The following is a 13370-nucleotide window of genomic DNA, read 5'->3' on the forward strand; positions in this document are numbered from 1 at the left end:
TCTGTCCGCGGAGATCGAAAGGGGCGATGCAGTGGGCTCGAGCGCGTCGGACACCGTCAGTGCCCTCGTCGCGACCCTTCCTCCGTCGCCGAGGCTCCCCGACGTCGTCGCCGGGGTCGGGCGGTTCGTCGGCAAGCCGACCCGCGTGGTCGACGTCGACGGCCCGAGCTGGGGACCGCTCACCGCGCTGGTGTCGCAGTTCGAGCACGAGAACCTCGTCCTGGTGCCGGCCGGCGCTCCCGAGCTGTACCGGATGCACTGCGTCCTGCACGAGCTCGGACACCTCGTGCACGGCGACGCCGGGGCCCCGACCACCACCTCGATCGTCGAGTTCGCCTCGGGCGGGCACGTGTGCCGCCGCGCCCTCGACGGCGACACCGGACTGGTGAGCATCTCGGACGACGACGAGCACTTCGCCGAGCGGTTCGCGTACGAGCTGGCGACCGTGCTGCTCGCCGGCAGCGCGAGCGCGGACGAGCGGGCCTACGGCTGATGGCCGTCCTGCACGCCGCCGCCTTCTGGTGCGCGGCGCTGATCTTCCTCGCCCGCACGCCCTACGTGCTGCGGAACCCACGTGGCCGCGCCGCCTGGGGCGCGACCGGCGTCGGTGCGCTCGGGCTGCTGACGCTCGGCAGCGTCGTGCCGCAGACCGTGCTCGACGGCGCCCTCGGGGGCACGAACCTCATCAACCTGGTGCAGAACGTGTGCGCCACGGCGGCCTTCTGGCTGATGCTCCGGGCGAGCACGTCCGATCTGCCGAAGCGGCCGGGGTTGGCGAGCCCGCTCGCGCTCCTCGTGGTGGTCGTGGCCTTCGCCGTCCCGTTCTTCGCGGTGCGCGACCGGGGCGGCACCGACTTCCACTTCATCGTGCGGGAGATCCACCAGCCGGCGATGTGGCTCTACGGGTCGGTCTACATGGTCGGTGTCGGCGTGATCGCCGCCGCGACGCTCCGGTACGGCGTGCTGCGCAACCCGGTCGCGCTCGTGGTCTTCCGGGTGGGGCTCTCGCTCGTGGTCATCGCGAGCATCGACGAGCTGCTCTCCCTCACCGCCGACCACTTCGGGTGGTTCCCCGCTGCGCTGCGGGACGGACTCCGTCTGGGCTTCGACCCGCCGTTCTACCTGGGCATCGTCCTCATCGTCGTCGCGATGGCATCCCTGACGTTCCGCCGGTGGTGGCGGGACGTGACGTGTCGTCGGCACCACCGACTGCTCCGCCGCATCGCCCGGCGCCACGAACTGCGCGCCGTCGAACGGGACGGCGACGTGCAGGCACGGACCTACGACCTCGTCATCGCGATCCGCGACGCCGAGGTGCAGGGCCGCACCCTCGACGACGCCGAACTCGCCCAGGTGCGCTCGGCGGAACTGACCCTGACCCGCAGTCTCGGAGGCTGATGCGATGACGATCGTCTGGTGGGTGCTCGGTGTGCTCGTCGTGCTGGCGGCGGCGTTCCTGCTCGTGGTGCGGAAGGTCGTCGGCAAGATCGTGCTGCCCGGCGGCGACCGGTGGACCCCCGTGCTCGAGACGACCGACGACTCGATCCGGCTCCCGATCACCGACGACACCGTGCGCCCGGGGGAGTACGGCCTGTGGCACGACGGCACCGGGCACACCACGGTCGGACCGGTGCTCGACGTCGACGAGGCCGCCGGCACCGTGCGGCGTGCGGTGGTCCGGACGACGGGCGACGTGTCGACACGGGTGCGTTGGAGCGGGCACGTGCACCCGGACCCCGCCGCGATGGACGTCGACTGGGCGGAGGTCGACCTGCCGACGCCCGTGGGCCCTGCGCCGGCGTGGGTCATCCGGCCCGGTGGCCCCGAAGCCGAGCTCGCGCAGGCCACCGCCGACGCGCCCGGCGCCGACGCGCCCGGCGCCGGCGCGCCCGGCGCCGACGCGCCCGGCGCCGGCGCGCCCGGCGCGACCTGGGCCGTCCACGTGCACGGCATCCGCACCACCCGCGTGACGGCGCTCCGGACCGTGCCGGCGGCACTCGAGGCCGGCTGGACCTCGATCGTCCCGTCGTTCCGCGGCGACGGCGAGGCTCCCTGGCAGGGCCGCGCCTCGCACCTCGGCGCCCGCGAGTGGCCCGACGTCGAGGCCGCACTCGACCACGCCGTCGCGAACGGGGCCGAACGGCTCGTCATCGTGGGCTGGTCGATGGGCGCGACGATCACCCACGAACTGCTCGCCCGGTCGGCGCACCGCGACCGGTTCGTCGGACTGGTCCTCGTGTCGCCGGCGCTCGACTGGGCGACGACGGTGCGCTCCCAGGCCGGTCGTGCCGGGCTCCCCGGGTTCGTCGTCGGTGCCGCGCTCCGGGCGATGGCGCTGCCGCTCGTGTGCCGCCTCGTCGGGCTCCGATCACCCGTGGACGTCCGCGCACTCTCCTGGTTGCACGCGCCGCGGAGCCTGCCGCCGACCCTGCTCATCCACTCGTCGGGGGACACCACGGTGCCCTTCGCCGTCAGTCGGGAGTTCGCCGACGCGCACCCCGACACCGTGACGTTGGCGGTGAGCGAGCCCGCCGAGCACGCCTGGGAGCGGAACGTCGACGCCGTCTGGTTCGACTCCACGATCACGAACTGGGCGAGATCGCTCGACCACACCGGCGCCATGGAGTAGAAGGGGCCATGGGTCAGCTCATCTACGACGGCCAGCCGCTCGACCTCCGCATCGACGACCGCGCCATGACACACCTGCAGATCGTGATCGTGAACATGCTCCGACGCGAGCACCGGTTCGCGTTCTCGTGGAAGGACGACGTCATCCACGGCAACGGCCGCAGCACGATCTGGCTGAACCCGAACGTCAGCCTGCACTTCAAGTTCTCCGGTAGCCGGGTGCCGTCGATCAACCGCAGCTGGCTCGAGGACCTGTACGCCTCGGCCACGTCCGGGTCGGGGCTCGTCCTGACGCCGGAGCCGACGGACACGAGCACGGCGGCCGACTCGGCGTGGTCGCGGGCGGTCGCACCGGGGGACGCCGACGACGCTTCGGGGACACCGAGCGGTAGCACGGCTGAGTGATTGCCGTCAACGGGTTCCGAAGATCCGGTGATCGTCGTACGGTTTCTGTACCGCGGATCAGAGTCGTCCCTTCGGGCCGGCATCCAGGGAGCCGGTGACGGCAACGAACCGCGGCAGGAGGGGGACCCGAATGACCGTGACGCAGTGCGCGCCCGGCGCCGACCAACCATCGGCGATCGAGTGGCGAGCACGACGGGAGTCCCGGATCAGGAGACTCGTCGTCCAGGAAGCCGGGTCATCGCACCCGGGTCCTTGCGTCACGCCACTGGGCTCGTCGGTCAGGCCTCACTGACCGGCACCCTTCCACAGGACGCCCCGGCAGTCGGATTCGGGTTCCGCTACCGGGGCGTTCTGCTGCCCGGGCGTTCTGCTGCTCGCATCGGGCGTGGGCTGCTGGCTCAGTAGACGTCGCGGACGTACCGCTTCGTGCGGCGCAGGTCGGCCAGGTACGACAGCGCGTCGTCCTCGTCCCGCCCACGGCCGGTGCGGATGACGTCGAGCAGCGCGGCCTCGACGTCCTTCGCCATCCGCGAGGCGTCGCCGCACACGTACACGTGGCCGCCGTCCTCGAGCCAGGCGAACAGCTCGGCGGACTGCTCGCGCATCCGCGTCTGCACGTAGACCTTCTCGGCCTGGTCGCGTGAGAACGCCAGGTCGAGGCGGTTCAGCACGCCCTGCTCCTGCAGCTCGGTGAGCTCGTCCTGGTAGACGAAGTCGGTGTCGCGGTGCTGGTCGCCGAAGAACAGCCAGTTGCGCCCCGTCGCACCCGCCGCGGCCCGCTCGTGCAGGAACCCGCGGAACGGGGCGATGCCGGTGCCCGGACCGATCATGATCATCGGTGCGGACGCGTCGGCCGGCACGCCGAACGACGCGTTCGGCTGCAGGTAGACGTCGACCGTACGGTCGGGGGCGACCCGGTCGGCCAGGAACGTCGACGCGACGCCGGCGTACATCCGGTGCGGGTCGCCGTACCGGACGGACGCGATGGTCAGGTGGATGCGGTCCGGGTGCGCCAGCGGGCTCGACGAGATCGAGTACTGGCGTGCCTGCAACGGGCGCAGGTTCGGCAGCAGCTCGTCGAGTCCGGGAGCGGCCGGTCCGGCGTCACGCAGCAGGTCGAGGACGTCACGGCCCCACAGCCAGCGGTCCAGTTCGTGCTTGTCGCCGTGCGAGACGACCGCGGCGAGTTCGCTCGCCGGGGCGCGCTGCACGAGGTCCGCGATGAGGTCCTTCGACGGCGTGCGGATCTCACGGTCGCTCCGCAGGACCTCGGTGATCGGTCGGCCGTCGAACGACTCGCCGCCGTTCGCGCCGACCTGCTCGAGCAGCTCCGCGACGAAGACCTCGTCGTTGACCGGCACGACCGCCAGGGCGTCGCCGGCGGCGTACTCGATGCCGGAGTCGCCGAGGTCGAACTCGTAGTGCCGGATCTCCTTCGCGCTGCGCGGCGAGGAGAGCAACCGGTTCTCGGCCAGCCGCGACGGGTACGGGTTGCGCTTGTTCCACTGCGACCCCGGCCGGGAGGCACGGCCCGCGCCCGCCCCGCCGGTCGCGGTGGCACCGTCGCCGGCACCACTGCCCGTGGTCGCGCCGGGTGCGCCCGTCACGCCGGCCTCGGCTGCGAGCCGGTCGAGCACGGCGGCGCTCCAGAGTGCGGCGGCGTCCTCGAAGTCGACGTCGCAGTCCACGCGGTCGTGCACCCGGGTCGCGCCGAGCTGCTCGAAGCGGGTGTCGAGGAGCTTGCCGGCCTGGCAGAACTCGTCGTAGCTGGTGTCCCCGAGGCCGAGGACGGCGTACTGCAGCCCCTCGAGCCGCGGCACGGTGGACGCCTGGACCGCGTCCCAGAACAGGCCGGCGTTGTCGGGCATCTCGCCCTCGCCGTACGTCGAGGTGACGACGAGCACGTGGGTCATCTCGGCGAGCTGCTCCGGGGTGACGGCGTCGAGTGCAGCGGCACGGCCACCGAGCCCGCGGGCCTTCGCGCCGGCGACGAGCACGTCGGCCAGGAACTCCGCGTTGCCGGTCTGCGTGCCGAACAGCACGTCGATCGTCGTCGTGGGGGCGGCGCCGGACGCCTTCTTGCCGGCGGCGGCGATTCCGGCGATGAACCCGGCCAGCCAGGACTCCTGGGCGGCCGAGAACGGTGCGTCGACGGGGATCAGCGATCCGGTCGGGGGGAGCAGGCTCACGCGGACACCGCCTCGGTCGGCGCCTGGGGTGCACGGCGGGCGATGTCCTCGAGCGCCGCGGTGGCGAGCAGCTCGTCGAAGCGGGCCTCGCGGACGCGGCCGTCGTTCTTGGCGTTCTGGTGCATGATCCACCCCGTGGTGCCCGGTGCGTCCATGCTGCGGTTGTTCCGCTGCGTGAGTGCACGCTTGTAGTCGTCGAGCCGCTTGATCGCGATGAGCGTCGCGAGCTGGTCGTCCGCGAACCGGTCGAGCGTGCCGCGCAGGTACTTCACGACGCGCTGCTTCACCGAGAAGTCCTCGGTCAGGACGAGGTTCTTCACCGCTTCGGTGACGCGGGGGTCGTTGGGACCCGCACCGGGGACGCGCTCGAGGGCGACGTCCTGGGCGACACCGAGCACCGTGTACGACGACAGCAGCGAGAACATGTCGTCGCCCTGGTCGCCGAGGGCCGGGGCACGGCCGTCGAGGACGGTGCGCTGGTCGCGGTAGTCGACCTTGAACGCACGGAGCTTGTCCGTGGCGATCGAGGACGCGAGCTCGTCGAGCAGCTCGGGGCGGGTGGCCGCCGCGAGGATCTCGCCGGCGTCCTGCGAGAGCAGCAGGGCGCGCGGCATGCCGACGAAGACGTGCTGCCGGGTGGTCTCCCAGTCGGCGAGCAGCCGCTCGGCCAGCGCCGACCCGGTCGCCTCGAGGTGCCACTCGAGCAGCAGGCGCGCGCCGGCCTCGTGGAACGCGCCGCGCTCGGTGTCGGTGACGGGGAACACGAGGAGTGAGTCGGTGCTGGCGCGCTGGGCGACCTGACCGGACGGGTCGTACTGGTACAGGAACCCGCCGGACATGCCGTTGCCGAGGCCCTTGCCGAACGCGCCGAGGTTGAACACGGCGCCGCCCGTCATGTACTCGCACCCGAAGTCGCCGACGCCCTCGACCACGGCCGTGGCGCCGGAGTTGCGGACGGCGAAGCGGTCTCCGGCCTCGCCCTCGACGAACGTGCGGCCGCCGGTGGCCCCGAAGAGCGCGAAGTTGCCGATCAGCACGTTCCCGCCCTGGTCGGCACTGCCGCCGCCCGGTGCGCGGACGATGATCCGACCGCCGCTCTGGCTCTTGCCGACGCCGTCGTTCGCGGTGCCGGTGTGCTCGAGCACGATGCCGTCGTTGTTGAACACGCCGTACGACTGACCGGCCGAGCCCTGGGTGCGGATCGTGACCGCACCGTCGACCAGCCGGCGGCGCCCGCGGTCGTCGGTCGCCACGGCGGGCAGCCCCCGGACGTCCTCGGCGCGGAGCTCGTGGTTGAGCAGGCGCTCGACGTCGATGCCGAGCTGGCCGCCGACGGACTTGTCGCTGTTGCCGAGCAGGACCCCGTGCACGAGCACGTGCTCCTGGGCGTGGTCGACCAGCGCCGTGCGGATGCGCTCGAGCAGCGCGTCGTCGGTGTGGAAGTCCTTCTCCAGGTACTCCGGGTCCGTCACGACCTTCTCCGGCACCTGCGCGAGCAGGGCGCGGGCGTCCAGACGCCCGACGCTCGCCGGGTGGTCGAGGAGCTGCAGCAGGTCGGTGCGACCCCGTGCCTCGCGCAGCGAGCGCAGGCCGAGGCGGGCGAGGATCTGCCGCACGTCGTGGGCGATGTTGAGCAGGTACTGCGCAAGGGCACGCGGGTCGCCCTCGAACGCCTCGGCGTTCGTGGTGAGGCCGGCCGGGCACTTCACGTTGCAGTTCTTCGCCATGACGCAGCCGAGCATCATGAGCGCGGTCGTGCCGAACTCGAAGCTGTCGCCGCCGAGCAGGGCGCTCGTCACGACGTCGGACCCGGTCTGGTGCGCGCCCGAGCACCGGAGCGTGACCTTGGAGCGCAGGCCGTTCGCGACGAGGGCCTGGTGGACCTCGGCGACGCCGATCTCCGCCGAACGTCCCGCGTACTTCAGGCTCGTGACGGCCGCGGCGCCGGTACCACCGGTGTTGCCCGCGACGTTGATGACGTCCGCGCCGGCCTTGGCGACGCCGACCGCGATGGTGCCGATGCCCTCGGAGGACACGAGCTTCACGATCACCCGGACGCGGGCGGCCTTGCAGTCGTGGATGAGCTGCGCCAGGTCCTCGATCGAGTACGTGTCGTGGTGCGGCGGCGGCGAGATGAGCTCGACGCCGGGCGTGCCACCACGGGCCGCGGCGATGTCCACCGTGACCTTCGGCGCGGGCAGCTGACCGCCCTCGCCGGGCTTCGCGCCCTGACCGATCTTGATCTCGAGTTCCTCGAGCATGGGGTCGGCGAGGTAGCCCGCCCAGATGCCGAAGCGCCCCGAGGCGAACTGCTTGATCCGCGAGCCGCGGATGGTGCCGTAGCGGGAGTGGTGCTCGCCGCCCTCACCGCTGTTCGACATGCCGCCGACCATGTTCGTGCCGTGCGCCACCGCTTCGTGCGCGGTGGCGACGAGGGCGCCGTGGCTCATCGCGCCGGATGCCAGGGTCCGGGTGATCTCGTGCGCCGGCTGGACCTCGTCGAGCTCGACGCTGTCGGGCGCGCTCTCGAGCAGGGCGAGCAGCCCGACGGCCGCGCCGGTGGCGCGGAGCGTCACCTGGGTGTCGTCGACGGAGTCGACGTCGACCTGGCCCGGGTACAGCAGCCCGAGGCCGTCTGCCAGGGCCTGGTGGCGCAGTGCACCCGTGGTGCCCGTCGACGCGAGTTGCAGGCGGAACTGCTCCGTGCCTCCCGGAAGACCGTCGGAGGACGCCGGACGCGAGCCGGACAGCCCGCGCACCGTGACGCTGGCGTTGCCGGTCGTCGAGAACCGACCCAGCTCGCGGGCGAAGTCCTCGGCCGTGTCGATGCCGGTGACGTCCGCGGGCAGCGCGAGCACGTCGCGGAGCGCTGCGGGGCGGCGGGACCGCTCGTCGTGTGTGGTCTGCAGGAAGGTGACGTAGCCCGGCGTGATGCGGTGCGCGTCGATCTCGGCGTCGCTCAGCCGGTCGTACCCGGTGTTCCGGTACGCGGCGTCGGTGATGCCGAAGGAGTCGTCGAGCTGGCCGAGCGTCAGCAGGCGCAGTGCGTCCGAGTCGCCGGAGCGCTCGAAGGACGGACGCTCCTCGGTCATGCCGCCGAACCCGCGGACGCTCGCGACGCCGAACGAGTGGCCGGCACCGTCCGAGCGCTCCTTGAACAGGCCGAGCAGGGGGACCTGGCCCTCGGCCGCGACCGAGCGGGCACGCTCGTGCCAGTCGGTCGCCGCCTGGGCGATGCGGGCGAAGCCGACGCCGCCCACCGGGGCCTGCATGTGCGGGAACACCCGTGCCAGGACGTCGTCGCCGGTGTCCAGGTAGTTCGGCTCGAAGAACGCGCCACCGATGTAGCTCTCGGCGGTGCAGAGGCCGACGCGGCCCATGGTCTTCGCGAGCGCCTTCTCGGCGGCCTTGCGGAACTGCTTCAGCGCGAGGTCCGTCGCGGTGAGCTCACCGGCGGGGGCCGGCGCGGCGGGGTACTTCTCCTCGGCACGCAGGCGCGCGCTCAAGCTGTACACAGCCGAGGCGCCGAAGCCCAGGGCCGTCGCCACGTGGTGTGACGACGGCAGCTGACCGCTCTCGGCGACGACGGACACCCGCAGGCGCAGCCCGGTCTCGATGAGCCGCTGGTTCACGGCGGCCACGGCCAGGATCACGGGCAGGGGCGCACGGGTCGACGACACCTCGCGGTCGGTCAGCACGGCGATGCCGCCGGACGTCCCCGCGAACTGCTCCACGGCGTCGCACAGGGCGTCCACGGCGTCGCGCACGGCGTCCGCGTTCGCCTGCTCGTCGCCGAGCACCGGCACGTAGAGCATGTCGAAGCGCTCGAGCGGCACGATGTCCTGGTCGCGCAGGCGCACCATGTCCAGGTGGCCGAGGATCGGCGACTGCACGACGAGCTGTCGGCTCGTCGAACCCGTGCCGTCCGGCTTCGCCCCGAGCGCCACGCGCATGCTCATGCCGTCGGCTTCACGGATCGAGTCGAGCGGCGGGTTCGTCACCTGGGCGAAGCGCTGCGAGAAGTACTTCGCCATGCCGCCCTCGGTGTCGCTCAGCGCGTTGATGGCGTTGCCGTAGCCCATCGCCGAGATCCGCTCAGAGCCGTTCTGCAGCATCGGGTCGAGCATGAACCGGAAGCTCTCCTGGTTCAGCGAGTACGCCACGTACCGGCCGGCGAGCGACAGGTCGCCCTCGTAGCCCAGGGTGGTCGTCGTGCGCTCGTAGTCCGGAGCGGGCAGGTCGTCGAGGTCCACACGGGCAGCGTCGAGCAGCGTGCCGTAGTCGCGGCGGGCCGCGAGCATGCGCAGCACCTCGTCCGTGCGCATCCGGGTGCCGGTGCGGTGGTCGACGACGAGCATGCCGCCGGCCTCGATGCGGCCGCGGTGCACGACCTCGTCGGCGTCGAACGTGACCTGACCGGCCTCGGACGAGACCATCAGGTACTCGGTGGTCTCCACGGTGCGCAGCGGACGCAGCCCCAGGCGGTCCAGGCGCGCGCCGACGACGTCGCCGTCGCTGAAGATCACGGCGGCGGGGCCGTCGTTCTTCTCCTCGTACAGCGAGAAGTACTCGAGCATGTCCCGTACGTCGGCGGTCAGCGTGCGGTCGTTCTCCCACGCCGGCGGCATGAGCGAGACCACGGCCTCGACGATCTCGAGTCCGTCGTCGAACACGCGGCTCTGCAGCGTCTGGTCGAGGCGACTCGAGTCCGACTGCCCGGGCGGGCGGACGATGCTGCGGGTGCGGGCTCGCGCCAGCGCCTCGTCCGACAGCCGGTTCTTCCGGTCGGTGTTCAGCTCGCCGTTGTGCGCCATCAGCCGGAACGGCTGCGCCATCGTCGGGTGCGGCTCGGTGTTCGTCGAGAACCGGGTGTGGAAGTACAGCGTCCGCACCGAGTGACGCGGGTCACGCAGGTCCGTGAAGTACCCGATGACCTCGCCCGAGTTCAGACGGCCCTTCAGGATCTGGGTCCGGGCGCTGAGCGACAGCGGGTACAGCGCCGCGTGCTCGGCGCGCTGCTCGGCGGCCTCGCCGTAGGACACCGACTCGATCGTGAGCAGGGCACGGTTCGCCGCCGCGTCGACCTCGGTGCGGTCCCACTGCTCGGGCGCGCGGAAGACCCACTGCACGATCGGCAGCTGGTACTGCTCGGCCTCGGGCCGGGCGACGGAGTGGTCCACCGGGACGTCGCGGACGACGAGCAGCTCGAAGCCCTGCTGCTCGATGGCGTCCGTGACGGTCTGCTGCGCACGGGCGCGCTCAGCGTCCGCCGCCGCACCTGCGCCGCTCGGCACGAAGCAGTTCGCGACGCCGAAGTGTCCGGCGCGGAGCTCCTGGCCGGTGATGGCGCTGAAGAACTCCACCGACAGGTCGATGCTCACACCGGCGCCGTCACCGACACCCTCGGCGGACTTGCCGCCGCGGTGGGGGATGGCGCAGAGCGCTTCGTCACCCTTGCGGATGACGTCGTGGTGGGGCGTGCCGTCGAGTCGGGTGATGAAACCGACGCCGCAGTCGCTCGATTCGCGGGCAGGGTCGTAGAGACCGAAAGATGTGGGGTTCACGTGTGCGGGTCCAGTGGGGCGTTGCCGGCAGCGGACGGCCAGGCTGCATCGATGGAGCGCTCGCCGCGGGCAGACCGGTGTTGGCAGTCGGGCCCTGTGGGGATGTGGTGCGGTACGGCGATGCTACGGCGCGGTATACCGCCCACGCAACACCGCGCGGTGCGGCGCACCGTGCGCGCCTGTCCGGCTGGTGCGAGGTTGCCCGCTCGGTGCGCTGTTGTTGCGCTGCACGGAGCGTGAAACCTCGCACGGGATGGGCCACACCGCACGGTGCGACGGGCCGCGCGGGCCGAACGACGCCGCACCGAGTGGCCAGCCCGGCACGGTGTCAGGCCGCGCGCTCGCCGGTCCGTTCGTCGACGGCGATCGGCTCCGTCACCGCCGTGCTGGCGTCGGCGGCGGGGGTCGTGCCGGGGCGGATGAGCTCCGGTCGACGGCGGCCGCTGCGGAACACCCACGCCTTGAACAGCACGAACCGGACGCAGGTCGCGACCAGGTTGGCGGCCGTCAACACCAGGATCTCGGCACCGTGCGACGCTCCCGGCACGCTGCTGCGCAGCACGACCAGCGACCCCGACGTGATCGCCCAGGCGACGCCGAACACGACCAGCCCCTGCACGTGGTGTCGCCCCGCTCCGGCCCGCCCGCGGAGGCCGAAGGTGAAGCGCCGGTTCAGTGCGGTGTTGCCGATCGCCGTCAGCAGCAGTGCCAGGAAGTCCGCCGTCTGCGCCCCGATCGCCGGACGGAACAGCGCGTACAGCACCGCGAACGCGACGGTCGACAGCACCCCGATGGCGCCGAAGCGCAGCACCTGCCCGAGGAACCCGACGTGCGGCGGCGTGAACGGACGGCGGCCGATGGTCTCGTACACGGCACCCACCGGCACCCGCCCGCTGGCGATGCCCCGCGAGACGCGCCACATGCCCTTGAGGTCCTCGGTGGCAGTCGAGGCGATCTGCACCGACGAGTTCACGTCGTCGACCCAGTCCACCGGGACCTCGTGGATGCGCAGTCCCGCGTGCTCGGCGAGGACGAGCATCTCGGTGTCGAAGAACCACGCGTCGTCCTCGCACAGCGGCAGCAGCTGGTCGGCCGCCCGTTTCGTGACCGCCTTGAACCCGCACTGCGCGTCCGAGAACGACACCCCCATCGTCGTCCGGAGCAGCAGGTTGTACGAGCGGGAGATGAACTCGCGCTTGCTGCCCCGCACCACCCGCGACGAGTCCGCCAGCCGCGTGCCGATCGCCAGGTCGGAGTGCCCGGAGAGCAGCGGCGCCACGAGCGGCTCGAGTGCCGCGAGGTCCGTCGACAGGTCTTCGTCGACGTACACGAGCACCGTCGCCGGAGACGCACCCCACACGGCCTTGAGTGCCCGCCCACGACCCTTCTCGGTCAGGTGGACCGCGTGCACGCCGGGCAGCATGGCGGCCAGGTCGTCGGCGATCCGCGCGGTGTCGTCGGTCGAGGCGTTGTCGGCGATCGTGATCCGCCAGGTGTGGTGCAACGACGTCCGGCAGAACGTGTGCAGGCGTCGCACGTGGGCCGCGAGCGTGTCCTGCTCGTTGTAGCAGGGGACGACGATGTCGATGTCGAGGGTCTGGTTCGTCTCCGTCATGCCGCTCATGCTCGGCAGCGGGCACATGCGGACCGAGGCAGTGCGCTGTGCTCCCGGTAAGAACGGCGTTCGGCGACCGTTCACGTCACGGTCGAACACGACAGGTGTCGCGCGGATACGGTCGACGGACGATGACGACCGAGCGCGACGACGCACACCGATCGGCGGTGCTGCTCCCGGGGGAGCGGCTCGGCCTGGCGCTCGACGAGCGGTGTCCGGAGTTCGAGGAGCTCCTGCTCACGCCTCCGCTGCACGGCATCCGACCGGCCGGCCACGACTGGCTGCGACGCCGGTACGCCGAGATCGTCCCGCTCGTGCTCCCCGCCGCGCTGCGGGCAGTCGAGCGCGGTGAACCCGTCGACCGCGAGTGCCTCGCTCAGCTGCGCGAGGTGGCGGCCGCGAGCGCCGAGGACCCCCGCGTCGACGTGTCGGTCGTGCTCCGCGGGGCCCTGCCGGCGATCCGGGTCTTCGCCCTCGTCATGCACACGGCCACCCGCGACCACGCCGTCACGCTCGACCACGCCGGCCGGACGATGCTCGCGATGAGCCGCGCCTCCCTCGTCGCCCACGAACTCGGCTCGTGCTGGGCCGAGGCCTGGGCCGAGCAGCGACGGCGATCGGCGGGCGAGTCCGCGGCGGCGGTCACCACCGGGGAGATCGACCTCGTCGCCCGTGCGCCCGGCCTCGACGAGACCGAGGAGCAGATGCTCGCGCTCGCCGCGCAGGGGCTCTCCAACGACGAGATCGCGAAGGAGACGGCCTACAGCCGCCAGGCCGTCGCGTGGCACCTCGGACGGCTGATGAAGTCGTGGAAGGCGCCGAACCGGACGGCGCTGGTGTCGGTCGCCTTCGTGAAGGGGTGGATCCGTGCACGGCGTGAGGTCCGCGGTGCAGCACGGACCTGGCCCCCGGCGATCGAGCCCGCCGCCGAGCGTCCCGCCACGCACGACGACGCCCCCTGAGACCGTG

At 72.0% G+C, this 13370-nt stretch carries 8 protein-coding genes; 5 read left to right on the plus strand and 3 right to left on the minus strand.

Translation table 11 applies throughout. The annotated features are described in order from the left end of the window. Positions 1–31 precede the first annotated feature (31 nt). The 4 genes from EDF42_RS17645 to EDF42_RS17660 are packed head-to-tail and all read left to right on the plus strand — an operon-like array spanning position 32 to position 3033. Positions 32–493: a hypothetical protein gene (locus tag EDF42_RS17645; RefSeq protein WP_123673713.1), complete on the plus strand. Its 462-nt coding sequence runs from the start codon at positions 32–34 to the stop codon at positions 491–493. After that, on the plus strand, positions 493–1398 hold the full coding sequence (locus EDF42_RS17650) for a hypothetical protein (RefSeq protein WP_123338523.1): 906 nt from the start codon (positions 493–495) through the stop codon (positions 1396–1398). The genes EDF42_RS17645 and EDF42_RS17650 overlap by 1 nt, the downstream gene beginning before the upstream one ends. A 4-nt stretch (positions 1399–1402) precedes the next feature. Beyond that, positions 1403–2629: a S9 family peptidase gene (locus EDF42_RS17655; protein WP_123673715.1), complete on the plus strand. Its 1227-nt coding sequence runs from the start codon at positions 1403–1405 to the stop codon at positions 2627–2629. A gap of 8 nt (positions 2630–2637) precedes the next feature. Further along, positions 2638–3033 carry an ATP-dependent DNA ligase gene (locus tag EDF42_RS17660; RefSeq protein ID WP_123673717.1) on the plus strand — a complete coding sequence of 132 codons (396 nt, stop codon included), beginning with the start codon at positions 2638–2640 and terminating at the stop codon, positions 3031–3033. 398 nt (positions 3034–3431) lie between these two features. Here the strand turns inward: EDF42_RS17660 and EDF42_RS17665 are convergent, their stop codons facing one another. The 3 genes from EDF42_RS17665 to EDF42_RS17675 all read right to left on the minus strand — a co-directional run bounded on the left by EDF42_RS17665 (position 3432) and on the right by EDF42_RS17675 (position 12401). Continuing rightward, positions 3432–5222, minus strand: coding sequence for a sulfite reductase subunit alpha (locus EDF42_RS17665; RefSeq protein ID WP_123673719.1), 1791 nt, complete (start codon positions 5220–5222; stop codon positions 3432–3434). Further along, the gene (locus EDF42_RS17670) at positions 5219–10786 is read right to left on the minus strand and encodes a glutamate synthase-related protein (RefSeq protein ID WP_123673721.1); all 5568 of its coding nucleotides are present in this window, start codon (positions 10784–10786) and stop codon (positions 5219–5221) included. The genes EDF42_RS17665 and EDF42_RS17670 overlap by 4 nt, the downstream gene beginning before the upstream one ends. A gap of 328 nt (positions 10787–11114) precedes the next feature. After that, positions 11115–12401, minus strand: coding sequence for a bifunctional glycosyltransferase family 2/GtrA family protein (locus EDF42_RS17675; RefSeq protein WP_260235559.1), 1287 nt, complete (start codon positions 12399–12401; stop codon positions 11115–11117). 131 nt (positions 12402–12532) lie between these two features. On the opposite strand from EDF42_RS17675, the gene EDF42_RS17680 reads away from it, so the two are divergent. After that, positions 12533–13363 (plus strand): helix-turn-helix transcriptional regulator, encoded by an 831-nt coding sequence (locus EDF42_RS17680; RefSeq protein ID WP_123673725.1) that lies wholly within the window; start codon positions 12533–12535, stop codon positions 13361–13363. The last annotated feature ends 7 nt before the right edge of the window (positions 13364–13370 follow it).

The sequence above is a fragment of the Curtobacterium sp. PhB172 genome (assembly GCF_003752545.1).
GTDB lineage: Bacteria > Actinomycetota > Actinomycetes > Actinomycetales > Microbacteriaceae > Curtobacterium.

Bases quoted from the DNA above. Each gene is read 5' to 3' on its own strand.
- EDF42_RS17655 (WP_123673715.1), top strand. From the start codon at position 1,403: ATGACGATCGTCTGGTGGGTGCTCGGTGTGCTCGTCGTGCTGGCGGCG.
- EDF42_RS17660 (WP_123673717.1), top strand. From the start codon at position 2,638: ATGGGTCAGCTCATCTACGACGGCCAGCCGCTCGACCTCCGCATCGAC.
- EDF42_RS17680 (WP_123673725.1), top strand. From the start codon at position 12,533: ATGACGACCGAGCGCGACGACGCACACCGATCGGCGGTGCTGCTCCCG.
- EDF42_RS17675 (WP_260235559.1), bottom strand. From the start codon at position 12,401: ATGACGGAGACGAACCAGACCCTCGACATCGACATCGTCGTCCCCTGC.
- EDF42_RS17650 (WP_123338523.1), top strand. From the start codon at position 493: ATGGCCGTCCTGCACGCCGCCGCCTTCTGGTGCGCGGCGCTGATCTTC.